Origin of the sequence: Pseudomonas sp. MWU12-2037, from assembly GCF_023242345.1 — a bacterium.
In the GTDB taxonomy this organism is placed as follows: Bacteria; Pseudomonadota; Gammaproteobacteria; order Pseudomonadales; family Pseudomonadaceae; genus Aquipseudomonas; species Aquipseudomonas gingeri_D.
In genome coordinates this window covers 532,435-557,423 of the sequence record NZ_JALLIZ010000001.1, presented here as the reverse complement: position 1 = coordinate 557,423, position 24,989 = coordinate 532,435, and the positions used below count along the sequence as shown (strand labels likewise).

Sequence of the window (24,989 nt, the reverse complement as noted above, 5' to 3'; positions counted from 1 at the left end):
ACCATGATCGCGCCCCTGCCCGCCGAACCCGGTATCCGCACCACCCTCGCCGAACTGATCGAGATGCGCCATCGCGTGCGCGAAGTGCAGCTGTTCTCGACGCCGAGCCAGCGCAGCCCGCTGATCGGCCTGCACCACTCGAAACTGCGCGGGCGTGGGGTCGATTTCGACCAGGTGCGGGTCTACCAGGCCGGCGACGATGTGCGCACCATCGACTGGCGCGTCACCGCCCGCACCCAGGAACCCCATACCAAGCTGTTTCACGAAGAACGCGAACGGCCGATCTTCATTCTGGTGGAACAGAGCCGCCAGCTGTTCTTCGGCTCGGGGCTGACCTTCAAGTCGGTGCTCGCCGCCCAGGCCGCGAGCCTGATCGGCTGGGCCGCCCTGGGCCACAACGACCGGGTCGGCGGCCTGGTCTACGGCGACAACGAGCACTACGAGATCAAGCCGCGGCGCAGCAAGCAAAGCCTGTTGCAACTGCTCAACCGCCTGGTGCGGGTCAACCACTCGCTGCACACCGAAACCGCCGCCGATCCCAATGCCTTGGGCCTGGCGCTGATCCGCGCGCGCAAGGTGCTGCGCCCCGGCAGCCTGGTGATCGTGATCTGTGACGAGCGAGCCCTGAGCGATGCCGCCGAACAACAACTCAGCCTGCTCTCGCGTCATTGCGACCTGCTGATGCTGCCGGTTTCCGATCCCCTCGACCATGCCCTCCCCGCCGCCGGCCTGTTGCGTTTTGCCGAGCGCGGCGCGCAGTTGGAACTCGACACCCTCAACCTGGAGCTGCGCCAGACCTACCGCGCCCAGGGTGAAGCACGGATTGCCCGCTGGGAGCTGCTGGCGCAGAAACTGCGGGTGCTGTTGATGCCCTTGAGCACCCAGAGCGAAATGGTCGAGCAGTTACGCGAGTACCTGAACCCCCAGCGACCGGGGAAACAACCATGAGCAGCCTGGAGCAACTGCAACCGCTGATCACCCCGCCGATCCAGGGTTTCTGGCCACCGGCACCGGGCTGGTGGCTGCTGCTGGCACTGATTCCGCTGCTGGGCGTCGGGCTCTGGTACCTGCGTCGCTTCCTGCCGGCCAAGCGCCCCGTCGCCCGCGCCGAACAGCCCCTGGACCCGGTGCGCCTGGCCGCCCTGGCGGAACTCGCGCAGTTGCCCAAGCCCTATGACGGCGCACCGGCCGGGGCCTGGCTGCAACAACTCAACGGCCTGCTCAAGCGCCTGTGCCGCAACCATTACCCCTACAGCCAGAGCCACACCCTCAATGGCCGTAAATGGCTGGCGTTCCTCGACAACCGCTGTCCAGCCGCCGGCCTGACCCGCTGGATGGTGCTGGTGGAAGGCGCCTACAAACCCGAATGCAAGCTCGACGACAAGGCCATCGCCGGGTTGAGCCAGGCGATCGACACCTGGATCCGCAAACATGTTTGAGTTCGCCTGGCCCTGGCTCTTTGCCTTGCTGCCGCTGCCCTGGCTGATGCGCATCCTGCTGCCGGTGGCCGACAGCGGCGAAGCATCGCTGAAGATCAGCTTTCTCGCCGATCTGGAAAGCCTGGCCCGCCGCCGCGCCCGGGTCAGCCTGCCGAGCTGGCGCCAGCAACTGCCGTTCATCCTGCTCTGGCTGCTGCTGTTATGCGCCGCCGCGCGGCCACAATGGCTGGGCGACCCCTTGCCGCTGGCCGCCAGCGGTCGTGACCTGCTGGTGGCGGTGGACCTGTCCGGCTCCATGGAATACCCCGACATGCGTTGGCAGGACGAGGACATCAGCCGCCTGGGCCTGGTCCAGCACCTGCTCGGCGATTTTCTCGAGCACCGCGAAGGCGATCGCGTGGGCCTGATCCTGTTCGGCAGCAAGGCCTATGTGCAGGCCCCCCTGACCTTCGACCGACGCACCGTGCGCATCTGGCTGGATGAAGCGAAGATCGGCATCGCCGGCAAGAACACCGCCATCGGCGACGCCATTGGCCTGGCCATCAAGCGCCTGCGCCTGCGGCCGGCGCAAAGCCGGGTGCTGATCCTGGTCACCGACGGCGCCAACAACGCCGGCGAAATCGATCCGATCACCGCCGCGCACCTGGCCGCCGAAGAAAGCGTGAAGATCTACACCATCGGCATGGGTGCCGATCCGCAACAAACCGGGACCCTGAGCATGCTCGGCCTGAACCCGAGCATGGACCTCGACGAGCCGGCGCTGAAGGAGATCGCCAGCATCACCGGCGGTCGCTATTTCCGTGCCCGCGACGGCCAGGAGCTGCAAGCCATCAAGGAAACCCTCGACCAGCTTGAACCTGTCGCCCAACAACCCACCCAGGCCCGCCCCGCCCGAGCGCTGTATCACTGGCCGCTCAGCTTGGCCCTGCTGATCAGCGTGTTGCTGGTGATCCGCGAACGCTGGCCGGACAACCTGCTGCAACGCTGGCTGGCACGCCGGCAGTTCCTGCCGCAGCGCCCGGAATGGCGCCAGCGCCTGGAACGCCTGCGTCTGCGGAGGCGTCGATGATCGAAGCCCTCTGGCCACACTGGTTCCGCCCTATCTCGCTGTTGGTCCTGCCGCTGCTGGGTTGGTTGCTGTGGCAACTCTGGCACCGGCAGAAACGCGCCGGCCGCTGGCAGATGATCCTGCCGACGGCGTTCCATCGGGTCCTGCTCAATGGTGGCAGCCGCAACAGCAGCAAACTGCACCTGATCGCCCTCGGCCTGGGCTGGACTCTCGCCGCCCTGGCCCTGCTCGGGCCGAGCTGGCAGCGGGTCGAAGAGTCCACCCAGAAACCCTTGGACCCGCTGGTGGTGCTACTCGAGCTGACGCCGGACATGCTCGCCACCGACACCCCGCCAAATCGACTGGAACAGGCCCGGCGCAAACTGTTCGACCTGTTGCGCGCTCGCAGCGACTCGCAGACGGCGATCATCGTCTACGCCGGCAGCGCCCATACGCTGGTGCCGCTGTCCGATGACCTGGGCACCAGCCGCAATCTGCTGGACGCGATCAAACCCTCGATCATGCCCGAGGAAGGCCATCGCGCCGACCTTGCAGTAAAAAAGGCCCTGACCCTGCTCGAACGTGGCGCCCTGGGCGAAGGCCGGCTGCTGCTGATCGGCTCGTCCCTCAGCGAGCAGGAACGCCAAGGCATCCGCCAGGCCCTGGACGGTAAGCCCCACAGCCTGCTGATCCTCGGGATCGGCACCCGCGATGGTGCGCCGGTGGCCCAGGAGAACGGCGGTTTCCTCAAGGACGACCAAGGCACGATCCTGGTGCCGCATCTCGACAGCCAGAGCCTGAAGGACTTCGCCGGCGAAATCGGCGGCCGCTACCGCCAGGCCCGCCTGGACGACAGCGACCTGCGCGGCCTCGGCCTGCTGGACGGCCCGCGCCACCTGCGCAAGGACGGCCAGACCGTACAGCTCGACAGCTGGGCCGACCAGGGCTACTGGTTGCTGTTGCCGCTCCTGCTGCTGGCCGCCTGTGCCGGACGGCGTGGCTGGTTGTTCTGCCTGCCACTGTTCTTCCTGTTCCCACAGCCGAGCCAGGCCTTTGAGCTGAGGGATCTATGGTTGCGGCCAGACCAACAGGGCCAGCAGTTGCTTGAGCAAAAGCGCCCGATCGAAGCCGCACAACATTTCGAGGACCCGCAATGGCAAGGCCTGGCCCTCTATGAAGCCGGCGACTACGCCGCCGCCGCGAAGAAGTTTGCCGAAGGCGACGATGCCAACGCCCACTACAATCGGGGCAACGCCCTGGCCCGCAGCGGCGAGCTGGAAGCGGCGCTGGACGCCTACGAACAGGCCCTGGAACGTCAGCCGGACTTGCGACCAGCCTTGCAGAACCGGACACTGGTGGAAGAGTTGCTCAGGGAAAAACAGGCCAAGCCACCGGTTGAGCCAAGCAAGCCCGCCGACGCCGCCACAACCGGCAACGAACAAAACGCCGCGCAATCGGCCCCGGCCGGGACGAATTCGTCCAGCACCGCCACGGCGCAGTCCGCGCCCCAGGAACAGAACCCGGCGACCGGCAACCAGCCGCCGGACGCCCAGGCCAGCCAAGCGGGCAATCAGCCCGGCGGCAACGAGGTACCCGGCAGCGAGCTGGGCGACGAACAGACCACCCATCCGCCCTTGCGGGCCGCCGCCGATATCATCGACGGTGAACGCCACCAGGCGTTGGAACAATGGCTGCGACAGATCCCCGATGACCCGGGAGAACTGCTGCGGCGCAAATTCTGGTACGAACAACAGCTCCATCAGGACAAGACCCGATGACCCTGCGCTTCTCCCTGTTCCTTACGCTGCTGCTCTGCGCCAACCTGTCGGCCCATGCCGAGGGCTTGCTGGCCAGCGTCGACCGCACGCGCCTGAACTCCGGCGAGTCGGTGGAACTGACCCTCGAATCCAAGGATGTCACCCAGTTCGGCAAACCCGACCTGGCCCCGCTGGACCCGCAGTTCGAAGTGCGCGGCACCCGCCAGGTCAACCAGTTGACCACCCTGGGCGGCGAAAGCCAGGCCACCACGCGCTGGATCGTCACCCTGACGCCAAAGGCAAACGGCAACGTGACAATCCCGGAATTGCACCTGGGCGAACTCAGCAGCGAGCCGATCACCCTGCAGGTGCTGCAAGGCGAGGACCAGGCCGCGGCCAGCAACCTGGCGCCGGTGTTCATCGACGCCAGCCTCGACCAGGACAGCGTCTACGTCCAGGCCCAGGCCGTGCTGACCCTGCGCATCTATCACTCGGTGTCGCTGTATGACGACAGCAGCCTCACCCCCTTGCAGATCCCCGATGCCCGTATCGAGCAGTTGGGCGAGTCGCGCACTTACGAAAAGCTGATCAATGGCGTGCGCCATGGCGTGATCGAGTGGCGTTATGCGATCTACCCGCAGCACAGCGGTGAACTGACGATCCCCGCGCAGGTGTTTACCGCCACCCTGGTGGACGCCCAGCCGAATCAAAACCAGGGCCAGGTGCCCCAGGGCGCCAAACCCGGCAAATTGATGCGCGTCAGCTCCGAGCAGATGCGCTTGCAGGTCAAACCCCAGCCCGATACCTGGCCCGCCGACGTGCCGTGGCTGCCGGCCCGCAGCCTGAGCCTCAGTGAAAGCTGGAGCCCGGAACCGGATCACAGCCAGGTCGGCGACTCCCTGACCCGCAGCCTGACCCTCAAGGCCGAAGGGCTCTCCAGCGGGCAACTGCCGCCGCTGCCGGCGACCACTCTCAATGGCTTGCGACGCTACCCGGACCAGGCGCAACTGAGCAACCAGAACACCGAACGCGGCCTGATCGGCACCCGCGAGGAACGCGAGGCGCTGGTGCCGACCCACAGCGGCAGCTTCGACCTGCCGGCGGTGGAAGTGACCTGGTGGAATACCCATGAAGAGCATATGGAGCGCAGCACACTGCCGGCGCGGACCCTGCAAGTGGCGAACAACCCGAGCCTGGCGGTGGACACGCCGGTGAGCAGTGCCGCCAACAACACGCCGCCGCAACCGCCGCTGCTGTGGGCCTGGAAGCTCAGCACGCTGATCCTCGCCTGCACCACCCTGCTGGGTTTCGGCCTGTGGTGGCGGGCCCGCTCGCAGCCGGCGGTGCACCGCGCCGCCCAGACCGGCCCGAGCCCACGGACGCTGCTCGACGACCTCAAACGGACCTGCCTGGCCAACGATCCCCAGGCCACCCGCCAGGCCCTGGATGCCTGGGCCCGGCAGCAACCGGAAACCCTGGCCGACATGGCCGCGCGGTTTATCACCCTGTCCGATGCCCTGGACGGCCTCAATGGCGCGCTCTACAGCGAAAGCGGCCAGTACTGGCAAGGTGAGGAACTGTGGCGGGCGATCCGCGCGATCCCGGTCGCCGAGCGCGTCCAGGACCCGGCCAGCGACAGCAGCCTGCCGCCGCTCTACCCCAAATAATCGATAAGTTGGAGTTTGCCTTGCGCCTGTTTCACACCTCCGACTGGCATCTTGGCCAGAACCTTCATGGCCAGGAGCGAGATTTCGAACACGCCTGTTTTCTCACCTGGCTTCTGGCCCAACTCAAGCAACAGCAGCCCGATGTCCTGCTGATCGCCGGCGATATCTTCGACACCGTCAACCCGCCGGTCAAAGCCCAGGAGCGCCTCTACGACTTTATCGTCAGCGCCCACGAACAACAGCCGCTGCTGACCATCGTGATGATTGCCGGCAACCACGACTCCGGTTCCCGTATCGAACTGCCCGCGCCGCTGATGCGCCGACTGCGCACCCACGCCGTGGGCCGGGTGCTGTGGCTCGACGATGGCGAGCTGGACAGTGAACGCCTGCTGCTGCCATTGCCCGCCGCGAACGGTGAAATCGCCGCCTGGTGCCTGGCCCTGCCCTTTCTGCGGCCTGCCGAAGTCACCGGCACGCAGTTGGGTGACCACTACCTGAAGGGTATCGGCGAGGTGCATCGCCGACTGATCGCCGCGGCCAACGCCAAGCGCCAGCCGGGCCAGGCCCTGGTCGCCATCAGCCACGCACATATGGCCGGCGGCTCGGTCTCCGAGGATTCGGAGCGCAGCCTGATCATCGGCAGCGCTGAGGCTCTGCCGGCAAGCCTGTTCGACGCCAGTGTCAGCTATGTCGCCCTTGGCCATCTGCACAAGCCGCAGAAGGTCAACGGCGAGGAACGTATTCGCTACTGCGGCTCACCAATTCCCCTGTCGTTCTCGGAAATCGCCTACCAACACCAGATCCTTGACATCGTCCTCGACGGCGAAACCCTGGTCAGCGTCGACAGCCGCCTGATCCCCCGCGCCGTGAACCTGCAGCGCCTGGGCCCGGTGCCATTTGCCGAGATCCTCGAACAGCTGGCGCAGTTGCCCGATGTCGACCTGCTGGCCGACCTGCAACGCCAACCCTGGCTGGAAGTGCGAGTACGCCTGGATGAGCCGCAGCCGGACCTGCGCCAGCAAGTGGAAACCGCCCTGCAAGGCAAGGCCGTGCGCCTGGTGCGGATCGCCGCCGAGTACGCCGGCTCAAACGGGGGTGAAGGCGAAACGGACAACGAGCGACTGATCGATCTCGATCAGCTCAGCCCGCAGGAACTGTTCAGCCGTGCCTGGCAGGACAGCTACGGCAACCCGGTGGACGAAGCGACCCTCAATGACTTTGCCCTGCTGTTGCAGGAAGTCCAGTTGGAGGGCGAACAGCCATGAAGATCCTCGCCATCCGCCTGAAAAACCTGGCCTCCCTTGCCGGCCCCTTCGAACTGGACTTCACCGCCGAGCCCCTGGCCAGCGCCGGCCTGTTCGCCATTACCGGCCCCACCGGCGCCGGTAAAAGTACCCTGCTCGATGCCTTGTGCCTGGCCTTGTTCGGCGCCGTACCCCGGCTGAACAATGCGTCGCGCGATGCCAAGGTGCCGGACGCCGATGGCGAGATCGGCACCGGCGACCCGCGCACCCTGTTGCGTCGCGGCACCGGCGCAGGCTATGCCGAAGTGGATTTTGTCGGTATCGACGGCCGCCGCTACCGCGCACGCTGGGAAGCCAACCGCGCCCGGGACAAAGCCGGCGGCAAGTTGCAGGCCAGCCGCCAGAGCCTGCGCGATCTGGACAGCGACCAACTGCTGGCCAGCCAGAAAGGCGAATACAAGACCCTGCTGGAAAGCCGCCTGGGCCTGAACTTCGAACAGTTCACCCGTGCCGTGTTGCTGGCCCAGAGCGAGTTCAGCGCCTTTCTCAAGGCTGACGACAACGAGCGTAGCGAACTGCTGGAAAAGCTTACCGATACCGCGCTCTATACCCGCCTCGGCCGGCGTGCCTTCGACAAGACCAAGCAGGCCCGCGAGGCCCACAAGCTGTTGCTGGACCAGGCCGGTGGCATCGCGCCCATGGACGCTGAAGCACGGGTCGAGCTGGATCGACAATTCGGTGAAGCCCAACAGCAACTCAAGACCGGGCAAGCCCAGCTCAAGCAGCTTGAGCTACAGCACACCTGGCTCAAGGAACTGCTGCAACGGCAGGAACAACACCAGGCCGCCGCCGAGCAACTGCAAGGCGCGGAACAGGACTGGCAGGCCCATGGCGCCGAGCGCCAGCAACTCGCCCGCCTGGAACAACTGGCGCCACAACGGCATCAGTTCGCCCGCCAGCGTCAACTGAACGAGCAACTGGCGCCACTGGCCGCGCAGATCCAGCAGCATCTGGACCAGCAGGCCGACTTGCAGGCCCGTCAGCAGCAGCTTGAACAGAGCCGGTCGAATGCCCATACCCAGTTGAGCGAAGCCCTGACCCGGCAAAGCGATAGTGCGCCACTGCTACGCCAGGCCTTCGATGAACAGGCCACGCTGACCCACCTGGGCAAGGACCTGGACGATGCCGAGCGGCAGAAGCAGGCCGCCGAACAGGCCGGCAGCGAAGGCCGCGCGCAACTCACTTCACTGCTGGAGCAACAGCAGCAGGTCGCCACGCGCCTGGAGCAAATCGCCGAACAGTTGCGGCACAGCGCCGCCCTCGCCCCGTTGAGCGAGGCCTGGAACGCCTATCGCGATCGCTTGCAACAGTTGATGCTGATCGGCAATCGACTGAACCAGGGCCAACGCGAGCTGGAGCAGTTGCAGGCACGGGTCGCCCACACCGACCAACAGCTTGCTGAGCAGCGTGGCGCGCTCGAAGTGCTGTACAGCGAAGCCGGAGCGGAACCGGCCGCTGTCGGCGAACAGATCCAGATTCTCGGCAGCCTGCTGCAGGACAATCGCAAGCAACTGCGCGCCTTCGAAGAACTGCAACGACTGTGGAGCCGCCAGCGCGAGCTGGACCAGCGCACCCAGCAGTTGCAGGAACGGCAGCAGAACGCCCAGCAGCAACGCGATGAACTCAACCGCGAAGGCCTGCAGGCACGGGATGAACTCAAGGTCGCCGAGCAGGCCCTGACGATTACCCGGCAGTTGCTTGAACGCCAGCGCCTGGCCCGCAGCGCCAGCGTCGAAGAACTGCGCGGACAGTTGCAGGACGACCAGCCCTGCCCGGTATGCGGCAGCCATGAACATCCCTACCATCAACCCGAGGCCCTGTTGCAGAGCCTGGGTCGTCACGACGAGAGCGAAGAGGCCGCCGCACGGCAGGCCGTCGACACGCTGACGGAAAAGCTCAGCCAACTGCGGGAAAAGGTCGGCGGGCTGATTGCCCAGCAGAAAGAGCTGCTCACCCAGCAGGAACAGCTGGCCCAGCAGCATCAGGAACTGGCGCCGAGCCTGCAAGCCCATCCGCTGCACAGCACGCTACTGGAACAGGATGACGCTCGCCGCGGGGCCTGGATCAACCAGCAGTTGCACCAGTTGCAGCAGAACATCGGCCAGGACGAGCAACGGCAAACCGCCCTGCTCACCCTGCAACAGGATGCGGCGCGGCTCCAGCAACAATTGCAGGCCGCCACCGAAGCCAGCCAGGCCGCGCGCCAGCACTTGCTCGATCAGCAACGCCAGATGGGTGCCGATCAGGAACGACTGGAACAGGAACTGGGCACCTTCGCCAGCCTGTTGCCGGACGAGACCCTGCAAGGCCTGCGCAAGGATCCGGCGGCGACCTTCATGCAGCTCGATCAACAGGTCGCGCAACGTCTCGGTCAGTTGGAACAGCAGCGCGAGGAGCAGCAGGAACAGCGCGAGCGCCAGGAAAAAATCGAACTGGAGCAAGTTCGTCAGCAAACCCGAGAACAGCAATACGAAGAGCTGAAACAACGTTGCGCCGCGCTCCTTGAGCAGCAGCAGGCCAGCCAGCTCAAGCTGGTCGGCCTGATCGGCGAACACGCCAGCGTCGAAGCCTGGCAGCAGCAGATGGACCAGGCGGTGGAGCATGCGCGGCAGGCCGATGCTTCGGCCAACCAGCAGTTACAGGAACTCGGTAGTCAACTGATCCAGCTCGGCGCCGACATCAAGGCCCGCCAGGAACGCCGGCAGGCCCTGGAACAGGAAAGCCTGGAACTGGCGCAACAAGTCGCGGACTGGCGTGCCCGCCACCCGGAACTGGACGACGCCGGACTTGAGCAACTGCTGGCCTGCGACGATGAACATGTCAGCCAACTGCGCCAGCAATTACAAATCAGCGAAAAAGCCGTCGAGCAAGCCCGGGTGTTGCTGCAGGAGCGGGAGAAACACCTTCAGCAGCATCAAGCCCAGCACAATGGCAACCTCGACGCGCCAGCACTGGACGCCGCCTTGAGCGATCTGCAAACCCAGCTGATTGCCAGTGAACACCACTGTGCGGAACTGCGCGCGCGACAAACCGAAGACCAGCGCCGCCAGGACGCCAACCAGGAGCTGCAACAGCGGATCACCGAGGCCAACAACGAGTATCAGCGCTGGGCACGCCTGGACGCGCTGATCGGCTCGGCCACCGGCGATCGCTTCCGCAAACTGGCCCAGGCCTACAACCTCGACCTGCTGGTGCACCATGCCAACGCGCAACTGCGCCAACTGGTGCGGCGTTATCGCCTCAAGCGTGGCGGCAGCATGCTCGGGTTGTTGGTGATGGACACGGAAATGGGCGACGAACTGCGTTCGGTGCATTCGTTGTCCGGCGGCGAAACCTTCCTGGTCTCGCTGGCCCTGGCCCTGGGCCTGGCGTCGATGGCTTCGAGCACGCTGAAGATCGAATCGCTGTTTATCGACGAAGGCTTCGGCAGTCTCGACCCGGAATCCCTGCAACTGGCGATGGATGCGCTGGACGGCCTGCAAGCCCAGGGCCGCAAGGTCGCGGTGATTTCCCATGTGCAGGAAATGCACGAGCGGATACCGGTGCAGATTCAGGTACGCCGCCAAGGCAACGGGCTGAGCACCCTGGAGGTGAAATGACGCCGGCCACGCTGTATTCGTTCCGCCGCTGCCCTTACGCCATGCGCGCACGCATGGCGCTACGGTATTCGGGGGTGGCGGTAGACATCGAGGAAGTCAGCCTCAAGAACAAGCCGGCGCGGATGCTGGAATTGTCGAGCAAGGGCACGGTGCCGGTGCTGGCGTGTGCTGATGGGCGGGTGATCGAACAGAGCCTGGAGATCATGCACTGGGCGCTGGCCCAGCATGATCCGCAGGATTGGTTGCTCGGCAGCGATCCCGTGACGGCACAGGCCACGGGGCTGCTGATCGAAGAGAATGACACGGTTTTCAAACGGTGGCTGGACCGCTACAAGTACGCGGTGCGCTACCCGGAGTTCCCCATGGAGCACTACCGGGAACAGGGCGGGCAATTTCTCTTGAAACTGGACGGTCTGCTTGCGCGTAACGGCCATCTGCTGGCCGAACACCTGAGCCTGGCGGACATTGCAGTCGCACCGTTCGTGCGTCAATTTGCCCATGTGGATCAGGTGTGGTTTGCGCAAGCGCCGTACAAACATCTACAGAGCTGGCTGGAACAGTTCCTGGCATCGGAACTGTTCAACTCCGTCATGGCCAAGCCCTGACAGGGGCTTGTTCACTTGAAAGCGCTCAATCTGAAACCTGCAACATAACCCGAACCTGGACACATACCTTGTGGGAGTGGTGTGGGAGCGGTGCTTGCCAGCGAAGCTTTTGGTGGCCCCAAGGGCCTCTTCGCGACGGTCCAAACTCCCACAAGGTATGTGTCCAGACGTCGGTGCTCAGTGCTGGGCTTTGTGATCCAGGGCGGCGTAGAAGTTGGCGCTCTGTTGCAGGTATTTCTGGGTGTAGCTCTGGGTGTGGCTTTTAGGGCTGTTGATTTCCACGTTGGCGCTGGCAGGCAGGGCTACGGTGGCGGAAACAGCGGAAGCGGCGATGATGGAGAAAAGATTGAAGTTCATGATGGTAACCCTCGATGTCAGTTGGCTTGCTTGCCCTTTCAGGCCGTGAGTCAAAAGTACATCCGAGGGTGGACATCGTTGAAATTCATTGCAGCAGTAGCGGATATCAGCGTCATTAATAGAAGCGCAAGTGCCTGATTCATCAGGGTCTGCGGTCTATTGTCGCAGCGCGCGCACCTCGGAGGACGAGGTGAAACGATGCAGCTGACGCCTTACTCTTCTTCGTCGCGACCGGTGAAGGCGCTCATGCAGACCAGCCGATGCTCGCTGGAGTCGTCGCTCAGGGTCCAGCTTTGCAGGGCCTCGTCGAAAGTCGCCGCTTCAAGCTGGGCACGGGTGAAACTCCAGCGTTTTTCGGCCCGGCCATCCATGCATTCGATCAACAGGCGGCTGTCGTCGAGGGTGAAATCGAAGGCGTGCAGGCCGTCGACTTCAAGCATGTTGCTGGTTTCGAGGGCATTGAGCAGGGTGTCGGTTGCAGCGGTCATGGTGTTCTATCGTGTTTGGGGAAGTGCTCATGATAGGCGATATTGCCCTGGGGCCGGGTGATCGTTTATCACGATCACCCGGCCATCCGCCTCCTCAATGGGAAAACAACGACCCGCCCACCTTCCCTGCCAGCTTCTCCGGCTTGATCAGGAACCGTGCCAGCGCCGGCAGCAGCCACAACGCGCCGAACATGTTCCAGAGCAGCATGAAGGTCAGCATCAGCCCCATATCGGCCTGGAACTTGATCGCCGAGAAGATCCAGGTGCAAACCCCGATCGCCAGGCACAGGCCGGTGAACAACACCGCCTTGCCGGTGGATTTCAGCGTCTGGTAATAGGCTTCCTGCAATGGCAGCCCGGCACGCAGGAAGCTTTCCAGGCGACTGTAGATGTAGATGCCGTAGTCCACGCCAATCCCCACACCCAGCGCCACCACCGGCAAGGTCGCGACCTTCACGCCAATGCCCATGAACGCCATCAGCGCATTGCCCAGCACCGAGGTCAGCACCAGCGGCAGAACGATGCACAGGGTCGCCGCCCAGGAGCGGAAGGTGATCATGCACATGGTCGCCACGCAGACGTACACCAGGATCAGGATGGTCAGTTCCGACTCCTTGATCACTTCGTTGGTGGCCGCCTCGATCCCGGCGTTACCCGCGGCAAGAAGGAATTCCAGGCCGTCCTTGTTGTTCTCCTTGGCGAAGTCCTGTACCGCATGCACCGCACGGTCGAGGGTCGCGGCCTTGTGGTCGTTGAGGAACACCAGCACCGGCGCCAGCGAGCAATTGTTGTTGTACAGGCCATCGGCCCGGGAGATGGAGTTGTTCAGCACATCCGGGTTGCGCGACAGGGTTTCCCATTTCAGGTTGCCTTCGTTCATGCCCTTGATCATCTGCTTGGACACGGTCACCAGGGAAATCGCCGACTGCACGCCCTCGGTGTTCTGCATCTTCCACATCAGTTCATCGATGGGCGCCATCGCCTCATAGTGCGAACAGCCCTCGGGCGGGGTCTTGACCATCACCACCAGCACATCGGAGCTGGTGGAGTAGTTGTTGATGATAAAACTGTTGTCCTTGTTGTAGCGCGAGTCGGGACGCAGCTCCGGCGCGCCCTGGTCGAGGTCGCCGATCTTCAGGTTCTGCCCGTACCAGAGGCCGCCGCCCAGGGCCAGCAGGGCCAGGACGATGGACACCGGGGCGACCCTGGGGCTGGCGAAGTTCGCCAGCAGGCGCCAGAACGGATGCTCGCGGGTCGCATCCTTCTTGCTGCGCTCGACCGCCCGCTTGCTGATGCCGACATAGGAGATGGCCACCGGCAGCAGGATCAGGTTGGTGAACACGATCACCGCCACGCCGATGGAAGCGCCGATGGCCAGTTCGCGGATCACGCCGATATCGATGATCAACAGGGTGATAAAACCCACGGCGTCGGCGAGGATCGCGATCATGCCCGGCAGGAACAGTTGCCGGAAGGTGCGCCGCGCCGCCGTCAGGGCGTTGTCGGCGTCGCTGGACTGCAAGGCGATGCCGTTGATCTTCTGTACGCCATGGGAGATCCCGATGGCGAAGATCAGGAACGGCACCAGCATCGAGTACGGGTCCAGGCCGAAGCCGAACGCGTGCATCAGCCCCAGTTGCCAGACCACCGCCACCAGGGTGGTGCTCAACACGGCGACGGTGCTGCGGATGCACCGGGTGAACCAGTACAGCAGCACCAGGGTGATAACGAAGGCGACGCCGAAGAACAGCACCACCATGACCAGGCCATCGATCAGGTCACCGACCTTCTTGGCGAAGCCGACGATATGCACCTTCACATTGGGGTTCTGTGCTTCGAATTTGTCGCGGATCTTTTCTTCGAGCTGGTGGGAGAACTTCTGGTAGTCCAGTGCCAGCAACTTGCCCTGGTCCTTAGGGTCGGGGTAGGACTCCAGCAGCGGGATATCGACGATGCTCGACTTGAAGTCGTTGGCCACCAGGCGCCCGACCTGGCCGGACTTGAGCACGTTGTTGCGCAGTTTTTCGAGACTGTCGGCCGAGCCGTTGTAGCTCTGCGGGATCACTTCGCCGCCGGCGAAGCCCTCCTCCGTCACCTCGGTCCAGCGCACGCTGGGGCTCCACAGGGACTTGAGGCCGGAGCGGTCGACACCCGGAATGTAGAACACCTCGTCGTTGACCTGACGCAGGGTCTCCATGTAGTCCTTGGTGAAGATATCGCCGTCCTTGGCCTCCACCGAAATCCGCACGGTATTGCCCAGGTTGGCGAGGTCGTTGCGGTGCTCCATCATCTTTTCAATGAACGGATGCTTGAGCGGAATCATTTTTTCGAAGCTGGTGGACGGCCGGATCAGCGTGGCCTGCCAGAACAGGAAGAGGCTGACCAGCAGGCAGATAACGATCACTGCCGGGCGGTTGTTGAAAATCAGGCGCTCGAGAAACGTCGCCTTGTCTTGATGATGACTTTGCTGACTGCTCATACATTCCCGCCTTTCTTGTTATTGGCCCAGCTCAGCGCCCGTGGGCGTGGTGGTGTGGGCGCCGCCCTGGCCGACGAGGATCAGGTTGCCGTTGCCGGCCGCCGTCACCGCCGACAGGGAAATCCGGTCGGGACGGTTGAACACGCTGAAGGTCACGCCGTCATCGGTACTGCGGATCACGCTGCCGCCGTTGCCGACGATCACCAGCGAACCGTCATCCAGCAAGGTCGCGCCGGACAGGCCGAACTCCAGGGCACCACGGGCGGCCTTGAGTTCCACCGGTTCCCAACTGCTGCCGAAGTCAGTGGAGCGGTAGAGGTTGCCGCGCAAGCCGTAGGCCAGCAACGTGGAGGGTTGAGCGGTGCCGATCACGCCGAACAACGACCCCTGGTAAGGGCCGTCGACGTGTTCCCAGGTCTGGCCCCAGTCGGCGGAGCGGAACATGCTGCCCTGCTCGCCCACGACGAACAGCCCGGCATCCTTGACCGCCGCGATGGCGTTGAGGTGGAACTGGTCGGGATTGTCGATGCGGTCGCTGACGTTTTCCCAGTGCTGGCCGCCGTCGGTGGTTTCCAGCAGGGCCCCGTAGGCGCCCACGGCAAAGCCGGTGCGGGCGTCCTTGAACCAGAGGTCGAGCAACGGCGCTTCGCGCTTGAGGTCCTGGAACTGGCGGGTCCAGGTGGCGCCGCCGTCGCTGCTGGCGAGAATCTGCGCGTCGTGGCCGACGGCCCAGCCGTGCTGGTCGTCGACGAAATAGACCGCGGTGAGCATCTGCCGGGTCGGGACCTTGGCCTGGGTCCAGTGGCCGCCCTGGTCGTCGGAGAAGAGGATGTGCCCGCGATCGCCGACGGCCACCAGCCGCTTGCCGGCATGCACCACGTCGAGCAGCAGGCTCTTGATGGCCTTGGAGGATTCGATGGAGTAGACGGTGTCGGCAGTGGTGGACGCTGCCGCGTATACGCTGGCCGGCAGTGCCGCCAGTCCCGACAGCGAAAGCGCCGCCACCAGCAATGCCGTACCGCGCCATGTCGGCGGACAGCCAGAACCCGTAGGCCTCACAGGCTCATTCATAGACCTTTCTCCCCATTATTATTGTCAGGTCATCCAACCTATCAGGGCGCCTTCGAGGGCATTTTCATGACGGCCGGTTCGTCTGAAACCGGCAATCTAGAGCCCCTTCTAAAGCTGGAGCTATCCTATCGGGCTTTGGAATCGTCTGACAATCGACGCCACGTTATCTTTTGTTAACCCGGGGCGTTGAGGGGGAGCCTGAATGATGGGGCATCAGGTGAGGTGATGAACAAAGGCCACGAGCGTGGCCTTTGCGGGTGTGAATCAACTATCAGGCCAGGCTTTTGCTGACAACCTCGTACACATCGGCCGACAACTCGCCCGAACCGCGAATCCGCTCCAGCTCGGCCTTCATCAAGGCCTGGCGGGCGTCGTCATACTTGCGCCAACGGGTCAGCGGCGCCAACTGCCGGGAAGCGATCTGCGGGTTCAGCGCATTGAGCTGGATCACCAGGTCCGCCAGGAAGCGGTAGCCGGAACCGTCCGCCGCGTGGAAGTTGATCAGGTTCTGCCCGGCAAAGGCACCGATCAACGCCCGCACCTTGTTCGGGTTCTTGATGGTGAACGCCGGGTGTTCCATCAACGCCTTGACCCGCTGCAAGCCACCCGGCAACGGGCTACCGGCCTGGACGCTGAACCACTGGTCCATGACCAGCGGATTGTCCTTGAAGTGCTCGGCGAAACTGGCCAGCGCCAACGCCTTCTCGGCCTCGAACGGCGAGTTCACCAGCACCGCCAGGGCGGTCAGGCGTTCGGTCATGTTGTCGGCGCTTTCGAACTGCTCCAGGGTCGCCGCCAGCACTTCAGGCTTGCCGCTGAGCATCAGGTACGACAGCGCGATATTCTGCAGGGCACGCCGGGCGAAATGTTCGTTCTCGGCCACGTAAACCGTGGTTTTCGACAGCGCGCGATTGGCCTGGTAACGCTGCCACAAACCGTCGAACAACTGCTCGGCCAGCTGCCGGCGAACGAATTCGCGAGCGGTGTGGATCGCCTCGACATCCGCCACTTCGCTGATCTCGGTGAGGTAGGCCTCGCCCGGCAACGAGAGCATTTCAGCAACCATCGCCTGATCAAGCTGCTCGTTGCCCAGCACGCTGCGCAAGGCCGTGACCAGACGCGGATCAAGCACCAGCGTTTCACCCTTCTGATGCTGGGCGATCAGTTCCTGCAGCACCTGCACCGACAATTGCTGGCCGGCGTCCCAACGGTTGAAACCGTCGCTGTCGTGCTGCATCAGGAACATCAACTGGTCGCGGTCGTAGGGAAAGCTCAGCTTCACCGGTGCCGAGAAGCCACGCAGCAGGGACGGCAACGGCTTGGCGGCGATGCCGACAAAGGTGAAGGTCTGTTCGGCTTCGGTCACCGAGAGCACACGGCTGGTGGCGCCGGCGGCCGCTTCACCCGTCAGTTGCAGGGCGATTTCAGCGCCCTGGGCATCCAGCAGGCCGATCTCCACCGGAATCACGAACGGCAGCTTTTCCTGCTTGTCCGGGGTCTGCGGGCAGCTCTGGCGGAAGGTCAGGCTGTAGGTCTTGGCGCTCGCATCGTAGCTTTCGCTGACGGCAAGACGCGGTGTACCGGCCTGGCTGTACCAGCGCTTGAACTGGCTGAAGTCGACGCCATTGGCATCCTCCATGGCCTTGACGAAATCGTCGCAGGTCACGGCCTGGCCGTCATGGCGTTGGAAATACAGGTCGCTGCCTTTGCGGAAACCTTCGGCACCGAGCAAGGTGTGGATCATGCCGACCACTTCCGAACCCTTCTCGTATACGGTCAGGGTGTAGAAGTTGGAGATCTCGATAAAGCTGTCCGGGCGCACGGCGTGGGCCATGGGGCCGGCGTCTTCGGCGAACTGGTGGGTGCGCAGGTAGGCGACATCCTGGATACGCTTGACCGTGGCCGAGTTCATGTCGGCGGAGAAGCCGGCATCGCGGAACACCGTGAAGCCTTCCTTGAGCGACAGCTGGAACCAGTCGCGGCAGGTCACGCGGTTGCCCGACCAGTTGTGGAAGTATTCATGGGCGACGATAGCCTCGACCCGCTGGTGCGCGGCGTCGGTGGCGGTTTCAGCCCGGGCCAGCACGGCGCTGGAGTTGAAGATATTGAGGCCCTTGTTCTCCATGGCGCCCATGTTGAAGTCGTTGACCGCGACGATCATGAAGATATCCAGGTCGTACTCGCGACCATAGACTTCCTCGTCCCAGCGCATGGACTTCTTCAGGCTGTTCATGGCGTGCTGGCACTTGTCGATATTTTCCGGCTCGACATAGATGCGCAGCGCGACGTTACGGCCGCTCATGGTCGCGAAGCTGTCTTCGACACACCACAGGTCACCCGCCACCAGGGCGAACAGGTAGGCCGGTTTCATGAACGGGTCTTCCCAGGTCGCCCAGTGCCGACCGTCGTCCTGGGGACCATTGCCCACCGGGTTGCCGTTGGACAACAGCACCGGGTAGCGATGCTGCTCGGCGATCACCGTGGTGGTGAACTTGCTCATCACGTCCGGACGGTCGAGGTAGTAGGTGATCTTGCGGAAGCCTTCGGCCTCGCACTGGGTGCAGAACATCGAGCCGGACTTGTACAGGCCTTCCAGGGCGGTATTGGTTTCCGGGTGGATCTTCACGCTGGTATCGACGCTGAAGTGCTCGCTGCCCGGGTGCAGGGTCAGGTGGCTATCGTCGATCTGGTAGTCGTTGCTCGACAACACGCGGTCGTCGAGTTGCACCGACAGCAGTTCCAGCAGTTGGCCATCCAGCACCAGCGGCGGCAGACCGGCACCGGCAGCCGGGTTGCGGCGCATCACCAGCTGCGCATGGACCAGGGTATGGTCCTCGAACAACTCGAAGGTCAGGTGCGTCTCGTCGATCAGGTAGTCCGGTGCCTGATAGTCCTTCAGATAAATCATCTTCGGTTGTTCGGTGCGCATGAGGGTGTCCTTTTACTGATGCACGGCGAGCTGGTAAGCCGTGTATTTACGGATATTGATCACGCCGGTGTCAAAGATCAGGTACTGGCCCTTGATCCCCATCAACGTGCCTTCGGCAATCGGGTCTTTGTCCAGGTTGAAGCTGACCACCTTGGTCGGGTAGTGCTCGATCGGATAGCGGATTTCCAGCGGCTCGACATCATGCACCGGCTGGATCGCCTGCAGACCGAAACGCGCCTGCAAGGCCGTGAAGCCCTCGGCACAGGATTCGAACAGTTGATCACGCACCGCCTTGAGGTCCACCGCCGGCGCATCGCCCTTGAGCAAGGCGCGCCAGTTGGTCTTGTCGGCCACCTGGCTGCGAAACAGGTCCTCGACGAAACCGGACTGCTGGCGGGTCGCCACACGGACAATCGGCAGCGCCTGACTGGCGCCCTGGTCGAGCCAGCGGGTCGGCAACTGGGTGGCGCGGGTGATGCCGACCTTGATCCCCGACGAATTGGCCAGGTAGACCACGTGGTCGGTCATGCAGAATTTTTCGCCCCAGGACGGTTCGCGGCAGGTGCCGGCGTCGTAATGGCAGCGCTCGGGACTCATGATGCAGGTGTCGCACTGGGCCAGCTTGGTCATGCACGGGTAGCAATAACCCTGGCTGAAGCTGGTCTTGGTCTTGCGTCCACAATGGGTGCAATGAATCGCCCCGAGGAATTCCAGGCGCAGCTTCTGGCCGATCAACGGATTGACCGGCACCTCGCTGTCCCCCAGGCGAAAGGCGTACTGCACATCCGCGCCTTCAAGGCGCGTCGACATCTTGCTGATTGCACCGCGGCCAAGCTCGATCAATGGATGGCATCCGACTTGAACAGGATGTTCGGCACCGGCGCCGACTTCGAGGCGCATTCCTGCGCGCCCATGTAGCCGGTGCGCTGGTCTTCCGGCAGGTTCTGGGTTTCCCAGGCGATCATTGCCTGCAACGACAATTCGCGCTGTTCGGCGCTGAGCTTGCGCCCGTCCGACCATTTGCCGATTTCCACCGCCAGTTTCAGGCTCTCGTAGATGTCGGGGGTGATGTTTTCAATCATTTCGATAAAAGAGGACATGCGCTCTCCACGCTTGAAAAAAGTCGACTAGATGGCCAGTTTACGACGAGACCAGAGGCCGCCCAACAAACCGCTGAAACATCCGATGAGCAGTCCACCGACATGGGCGCCGTTGGCGATTTCGCCGAAGCCGATCATCGAGACCAGGCCCGACAGGCACAACAACAGCCAGACCAGCATCATCACCAGCACACCGCGCGGCAGACGATAGACCGGGTTCGGCGACACCCATTGGTAGATCCAGCAATACCCGAGCAAACCGTAGAGCACCCCGGACAGGCCGCCGAACAGGGTCGGGCCGCTGACGTAGTACTGCGTATAGTTGGAAACCAGGCTGAACAGCAGCGTCAGCCCGATCAGGTTGATGCTGCCCTGGCGCAGCTCGATGCGCCGGCCCAGCTCCCAGTACCACATGCCGTTCATGGCGATATGCAGGATGCCGAAGTGGATCAGCATCGGCGTCACCAAACGCCACCACTGCCCCGCCGCCAAGCCGTCGGCCAGGGGCGTGAACTGGACGTAGTCGCCATTCACCCGAAAGTCGAGGAAGGTCAACCAGTGCAGGGTCTGGAGGTTGTCACCGAGCAGGGTCGCGCCGGCGACGATCAGGCACAGCAAGAGGATGCTGGCGGTGGCCGGGCTCTGACGCACCTGGGTGAGGAAGTTCGGCCGGGTCATGGCCACGGGCTTGTCCGGGACTTCCAGGTGGTTATCCGGGTCGCCAGCGGGGAAACGCTGGTACAGGGACAGCACGTCGGCACTGATCGACTCGGGCACCCACAGCACCTGCTCGCCGGATTCCTCGTTGACCCGGTGCGGCACCTGCATGCGCTCCAGCAGTTTGACGAAGCCACTCAAATCAGTGGTCAACGGCAGGCGTAAGACAGCAGTGGCACTCATCGCAAAGCCTCGGGACGTTCGACGTCGACCCAGACGAATTTCTGCGGGTCGAGGGTGGTTTCCTGGTCCAGCCGGTAAGCCGCCAGCTTGCCGTAGAGCACGGCGCTGTAATCCAGGCAGGCCAGGTTGGGACGGATCGGCGCGGGCTTGCCGCTGCGCCAGTAGTGACCGACGAACAGCATCGGTTCTTCGAGACCGTAGCGCAGCAGGGCATTCTTTTCGGTCGAGGACAGTGCTTTGCTCGCCACCAATTCAGGCAAGGCATCCGGCTGGAAGACGATATCGCCGTAGGTCTGCGGGTCGTCTTCCCAGAACTTGGTGCGGAAGAACGCCCGGGTCAGGCCGTCGCCGCCGGTCAACGTCAGGCCGTCCGGCAGGCGCATATCGGTGCCGCGCAGCAGGCGGTCGAACACCGTCGCGGCAAAACTGCCGGGCAGCGCCGAATCCTTGAGGAAGGCTTCGTCGATCCGGCCGTCGGGGTGCTGCGCCCGCAAAGGCGCGATCAAGCCGCCATCCCAGCAGGCATGCACCACGCGGAAACGTCCGGCATCGATGAACAGCGGCAGCTCGTAGAACCAGGCGAGAAAGTCATGCCAGTCCGCCGGGTGCTGTTCGAACTGGGTCAGGGTTTCATTAAGCAGCCGGGCATGCCGTGGCGTGTGCTCGCGGACGAACTGCTTGCCGCTGCCCGCGGCGGCCGGGGTGCTCCAGCCCAGGGCGTTGAACTCGTGGTTGCCCATGATGCACAGCGCCTGCCCGGCCTCGACCATGTCATGGACGATATGCAGGGCTTCGCGGATACGTGGGCCACGGTCGATGATATCGCCGAGGAACACCGCCATGCGCGACGGATGACGCCAGATGCCCCCCAGCTTCTGGTAGCCGAGCATGTCCAGCAGATGTTCGAGGGTATGGGCGCAACCGTGCACATCACCGATCAGATCGTAGCCACGCGCGGGATCGAGCATCAGTCGCCTCCACCACCCAGCCGACTGCCCCAGCCGAGCTTGGTGCGGCAGACTTCGTAATAGTTGTGATCCAGCGGGTGGATCAGCCGCAGCTTCTGCGGTTTCTTGCTGATGGTCACCGTATCGCCGGGGGCACAGGTGAAATGGTTCTGCCCGTCACAGGAAACCTGCGGGTAGATCTGCATGTCCTTGGACACCACGATTTTCAACTCGCTGTTGCCGTCGACCACAATGGGGCGGCTGGACAAGGTATGGGGGTACATGGGCACGATCACAATGGCATCGAGCTTGGGATGCATGATCGGACCGCCGGCGGACAGCGCATAGGCAGTGGAACCGGTGGGTGTGGCGACGATCAGGCCGTCGGCTTTCTGGCTGCAGACGAACTGGCCGTCGATATACAGCTCGAACTCGATCATCCGCGTCGACTTGCCGGGGTGCAGGACCACGTCGTTGAGCGCATCGCCCTGGCCGATGGCTTCGGCATGGCGGCGTACTTCGGCCTGCAGCAGGAAGCGATTTTCCACCAGGTAATGGCCGTCGAGGACCTTGGCCACTTCGACCTCGAGGTCGTCCGGGCGGATATCGGTGAGAAAGCCCAGGTTGCCACGGTTGATCCCCAGCACCGGGATATTGTGCCGGGCCAGGGCGCGGGCGGCGCCGAGCAGGCTACCGTCGCCGCCGACGACGATGACCATGTCGCAGACTTCGCCGAGCATCTTGCGCGACGAGGTTTGCAGGCCGTGGCCCGGCAGGACCTCGGCGATGGTGTCCTCGAGGATGACGTGCAGGTGCCGCGCCAGGAGGAATCTCTTCAACCGGCGAACGGTTTCCAGCACCTGCGAACTGCCCAGGCGGCCAATGATGCCGATATTGCGAAATTGCTCCATGGGGCTCCTGCGGGGTCTGGGACGGGCAAAGGGGAGATTATGGGCGAAAGCCGGCCCGAGACAAAACCCTTTCAGCTATGCTCGCAGGATGATCCTCTTCCCCGACTTGCTCAACCTGCCCCGACAGTTGCGCCATCCCGAAGTGCGCGACCTGGCCTGGGTCATCCTGGCGCCACCGATGCTGGCAGACACGCCGTGGCCGCAGCGCCACCCGTTGGCCGGCAGTGACTGGGTCCAGGCACCGGACCTGTTGGAGCGGTGGTTGCATGGGCTGGATCGCAATCCCGTCGAGTTGCAGGGGTGGTTGGTACGCGGGGCGACCCGGCGCCTGGGGTTGTATTACGAGCGACTGTGGCAGTTCGCGGTACAGCAGGCGCCGGGGATCGAGCTGATCGGTGCCAACTTGCCGATCCGCCGCGAGGGCCACACCCTGGGTGAGTTGGACCTGCTGTTGCGCGATCGCGATGGTGTGCATCACCTGGAATTGGCGATCAAGCTGTACCTTGGCCCGCAACACGGCGGCGGCGAAGACCCGGCACGCTGGCTCGGCCCGGGCTGCCATGATCGGCTGGACCGCAAGCTGGCGCACCTGAGCGAGCACCAGTTGCCGATTTCCGCCCGGCCGGAAAGCCGCGAGGCCTTGGCGGCGCTGGATATCCATCAGTTCAGCGCACAGCTGTGGCTGGGCGGTTACCTGCTGTATCCGTGGCCGGGGACGGCGCGTCCGCCCCGGGGGGCTCATCCGCAGCATCTGCACGGGCGCTGGCTGCATCAGCGCGACTGGGCGGACTTTATCAAGCGCAGCCCGGTGGGCCGCTGGCAACCCCTGCCCCGCCATGCCTGGCTGGCGCCGGCGCACTATGCCGAGGCAGACGCCTGGTCGCGGGAGCACCTGGCCCAGTGGCTGGAGGAGCTCGACCCGCACGCGCCAGCGCAGTTGCTGGTGCGCCTGACCCAGAATGCGCAAGGCGACTGGGAAGAGGCCGAGCGCTTGTTCCTGGTGGCCGATCTCTGGCCGAATGTGCCGGGTACCGGCTGATCGCCAAAGCACGTCACCACCCGTCAAACCAGCGACAAACGCAAGGCCAGGGCCGCCAGGGTCACCAGCAGCACCGGCAGGGTCAGGACGATCCCGACCTTGAAGTAGTAACCCCAGCCGATACGGATATCCTTGCGCTCCAGCACATGCAGCCAGAGCAAGGTGGCCAGGCTGCCGATGGGGGTGATTTTCGGGCCCAGGTCGCTGCCGATGACGTTGGCGTAGATCATCGCCTCCTTCACCACGCCGCTGGCCTGGCTGGCATCGATGGACAAGGCGCCGATCAGCACCGTCGGCAGGTTGTTCATGACCGAGGACAGGAAGGCGCTCAACAGCCCGGTGCCCATCGCCGCGCCCCAGATCCCGTAGTTCGCGAAGTGATCCAGCCAACCGGCCAGGTAAGTGGTCAACCCGGCATTGCGCAGGCCATAGACCACCAGGTACATGCCCAGGGAGAAAATCACGATCTGCCACGGCGCCTCTTTCAGCACCTTGCGGGTCGAGATCTTGTGACCCCGTGCAGCGATCCCCAGCAGCAAGGCCGCGCACACCGCCGAAATCGCGCTGATGGGAATCCCCAGGGGCTCCAGGGCAAAACACCCCACCAGCAGGATGATCAACACCCACCAACCGGCAATGAAAGTCGCCTTGTCGTGAATTGCGCTGGCGGGCAGCTCCAACTGCTGCGGATCGTAGTCACGGGGAATGTCGCGTCGGAAGAACCACAGCAACACCAGCAGGGTCGCCGCCACGCTGACCAGGTTCACCGGCAGCATCACTGAGGCATAGGCATTGAAGCCGATCTTGAAATAGTCCGCCGAGACGATGTTCACCAGATTCGACACCACCAGCGGCAGGCTCGCGGTGTCGGCGATAAAGCCGGCGGCCATGACAAATGCCAGGGTCGCCGCCTTGGAAAAACGCAGGGCCAGGAGCATGGCGATCACAATCGGCGTGAGGATCAACGCCGCGCCATCGTTGGCGAACAACGCTGACACCAACGCCCCCAGCAGCACGAAGGCGGCGAACAGCTTGCGTCCGCTGCCCCGCCCCCAGCGCGCCACATGCAGCGCCGCCCAGGCAAAGAAGCCGGCTTCGTCAAGCAACAGGCTGATGATGATCAGGGCGATAAAGGTGCCGGTGGCATTCCAGATGATCTCCCACACCAGCGGAATATCAGTGAGATGGACCACACCGCAGAGCAAGGCCAGCAGCGCGCCCAGACAGGCGCTCCAGCCGACGCCCAGGCCCCTGGGCTGCCAGATCACCAGGGTAATGGTCAGCAGGAAAATCAACGCGGCAATCAACATGCACAACAACCTTCATGGTTAGCAAGAGGGGGAGTAAAA

20 protein-coding genes are annotated in these 24,989 nt (G+C 63.8%); 9 read left to right on the top strand and 11 right to left on the bottom strand.

Translation table 11 applies throughout. From position 1 onward, the window contains the following. The first annotated feature begins 3 nt into the window (after positions 1-3). The 8 genes from M5B42_RS02490 to M5B42_RS02455 are packed head-to-tail and all read left to right on the top strand — an operon-like array spanning position 4 to position 11,419. The gene (locus M5B42_RS02490; RefSeq protein ID WP_103495777.1) at positions 4-948 is read left to right on the top strand and encodes a DUF58 domain-containing protein; all 945 of its coding nucleotides are present in this window, start codon (positions 4-6) and stop codon (positions 946-948) included. Beyond that, entirely contained in the window at positions 945-1,439 is a 495-nt protein-coding gene (locus tag M5B42_RS02485) for a DUF4381 domain-containing protein (protein WP_100942933.1), read from the top strand. The genes M5B42_RS02490 and M5B42_RS02485 overlap by 4 nt, the downstream gene beginning before the upstream one ends. Further along, the gene (locus M5B42_RS02480; protein ID WP_248744932.1) at positions 1,432-2,508 is read left to right on the top strand and encodes a VWA domain-containing protein; all 1,077 of its coding nucleotides are present in this window, start codon (positions 1,432-1,434) and stop codon (positions 2,506-2,508) included. The genes M5B42_RS02485 and M5B42_RS02480 overlap by 8 nt, the downstream gene beginning before the upstream one ends. Continuing rightward, positions 2,508-4,265 carry a tetratricopeptide repeat protein gene (locus M5B42_RS02475; RefSeq protein ID WP_248745015.1) on the top strand — a complete coding sequence of 586 codons (1,758 nt, stop codon included), beginning with the start codon at positions 2,508-2,510 and terminating at the stop codon, positions 4,263-4,265. The genes M5B42_RS02480 and M5B42_RS02475 overlap by 1 nt, the downstream gene beginning before the upstream one ends. Beyond that, positions 4,262-5,911: a BatD family protein gene (locus M5B42_RS02470; protein ID WP_248744931.1), complete on the top strand. Its 1,650-nt coding sequence runs from the start codon at positions 4,262-4,264 to the stop codon at positions 5,909-5,911. The genes M5B42_RS02475 and M5B42_RS02470 overlap by 4 nt, the downstream gene beginning before the upstream one ends. A 20-nt stretch (positions 5,912-5,931) precedes the next feature. Next, the gene (locus M5B42_RS02465) at positions 5,932-7,176 is read left to right on the top strand and encodes an exonuclease SbcCD subunit D C-terminal domain-containing protein (protein ID WP_248744930.1); all 1,245 of its coding nucleotides are present in this window, start codon (positions 5,932-5,934) and stop codon (positions 7,174-7,176) included. Then, the gene (locus M5B42_RS02460) at positions 7,173-10,814 is read left to right on the top strand and encodes an SbcC/MukB-like Walker B domain-containing protein (protein WP_248744929.1); all 3,642 of its coding nucleotides are present in this window, start codon (positions 7,173-7,175) and stop codon (positions 10,812-10,814) included. Before M5B42_RS02465 ends, M5B42_RS02460 begins: the two co-directional genes overlap by 4 nt. Next, complete coding sequence (locus M5B42_RS02455) at positions 10,811-11,419, top strand: glutathione S-transferase (RefSeq protein WP_177102222.1); 609 nt, start codon at positions 10,811-10,813, stop codon at positions 11,417-11,419. Before M5B42_RS02460 ends, M5B42_RS02455 begins: the two co-directional genes overlap by 4 nt. 177 nt (positions 11,420-11,596) lie before the next feature. On the opposite strand, the gene M5B42_RS02450 is transcribed toward M5B42_RS02455, so the two are convergent. The 10 genes from M5B42_RS02450 to M5B42_RS02405 all read right to left on the bottom strand — a co-directional run bounded on the left by M5B42_RS02450 (position 11,597) and on the right by M5B42_RS02405 (position 22,601). Continuing rightward, the gene (locus M5B42_RS02450) at positions 11,597-11,776 is read right to left on the bottom strand and encodes a hypothetical protein (protein WP_103495784.1); all 180 of its coding nucleotides are present in this window, start codon (positions 11,774-11,776) and stop codon (positions 11,597-11,599) included. Positions 11,777-11,988: 212 nt separating this feature from the next. Further along, positions 11,989-12,264 carry a DUF5629 family protein gene (locus M5B42_RS02445; RefSeq protein WP_248744928.1) on the bottom strand — a complete coding sequence of 92 codons (276 nt, stop codon included), beginning with the start codon at positions 12,262-12,264 and terminating at the stop codon, positions 11,989-11,991. Positions 12,265-12,358: 94 nt separating this feature from the next. Beyond that, positions 12,359-14,743, bottom strand: coding sequence for an RND family transporter (locus M5B42_RS02440; RefSeq protein ID WP_248744927.1), 2,385 nt, complete (start codon positions 14,741-14,743; stop codon positions 12,359-12,361). 18 nt (positions 14,744-14,761) lie between these two features. Then, positions 14,762-15,814: a YCF48-related protein gene (locus tag M5B42_RS02435; protein ID WP_177102224.1), complete on the bottom strand. Its 1,053-nt coding sequence runs from the start codon at positions 15,812-15,814 to the stop codon at positions 14,762-14,764. Between the two features lie 271 nt (positions 15,815-16,085). Beyond that, positions 16,086-18,743, bottom strand: a complete 2,658-nt coding sequence (gene pepN, locus M5B42_RS02430; protein ID WP_248744926.1) for an aminopeptidase N — start codon at positions 18,741-18,743, stop codon at positions 16,086-16,088. Positions 18,744-18,755: 12 nt separating this feature from the next. Continuing rightward, complete coding sequence (locus M5B42_RS02425; RefSeq protein ID WP_103495789.1) at positions 18,756-19,586, bottom strand: DUF2797 domain-containing protein; 831 nt, start codon at positions 19,584-19,586, stop codon at positions 18,756-18,758. After that, positions 19,583-19,843 carry a DUF1315 family protein gene (locus M5B42_RS02420; RefSeq protein ID WP_100942947.1) on the bottom strand — a complete coding sequence of 87 codons (261 nt, stop codon included), beginning with the start codon at positions 19,841-19,843 and terminating at the stop codon, positions 19,583-19,585. Before M5B42_RS02420 ends, M5B42_RS02425 begins: the two co-directional genes overlap by 4 nt. A gap of 27 nt (positions 19,844-19,870) precedes the next feature. Continuing rightward, complete coding sequence (locus M5B42_RS02415) at positions 19,871-20,743, bottom strand: rhomboid family intramembrane serine protease (RefSeq protein WP_248744925.1); 873 nt, start codon at positions 20,741-20,743, stop codon at positions 19,871-19,873. Continuing rightward, positions 20,740-21,714 (bottom strand): metallophosphoesterase, encoded by a 975-nt coding sequence (locus tag M5B42_RS02410; RefSeq protein WP_248745014.1) that lies wholly within the window; start codon positions 21,712-21,714, stop codon positions 20,740-20,742. Before M5B42_RS02410 ends, M5B42_RS02415 begins: the two co-directional genes overlap by 4 nt. After that, positions 21,711-22,601: an NAD(+) kinase gene (locus tag M5B42_RS02405; RefSeq protein ID WP_103495792.1), complete on the bottom strand. Its 891-nt coding sequence runs from the start codon at positions 22,599-22,601 to the stop codon at positions 21,711-21,713. Before M5B42_RS02405 ends, M5B42_RS02410 begins: the two co-directional genes overlap by 4 nt. An 88-nt stretch (positions 22,602-22,689) precedes the next feature. Between M5B42_RS02405 and M5B42_RS02400 the strand changes: the two genes are divergently transcribed. After that, positions 22,690-23,640, top strand: a complete 951-nt coding sequence (locus M5B42_RS02400) for a DUF1853 family protein (protein ID WP_248744924.1) — start codon at positions 22,690-22,692, stop codon at positions 23,638-23,640. Positions 23,641-23,663: 23 nt separating this feature from the next. Here the strand turns inward: M5B42_RS02400 and M5B42_RS02395 are convergent, their stop codons facing one another. Next, complete coding sequence (locus tag M5B42_RS02395; protein ID WP_152737414.1) at positions 23,664-24,950, bottom strand: arsenic transporter; 1,287 nt, start codon at positions 24,948-24,950, stop codon at positions 23,664-23,666. Between the last annotated feature and the right edge of the window lie 39 nt (positions 24,951-24,989).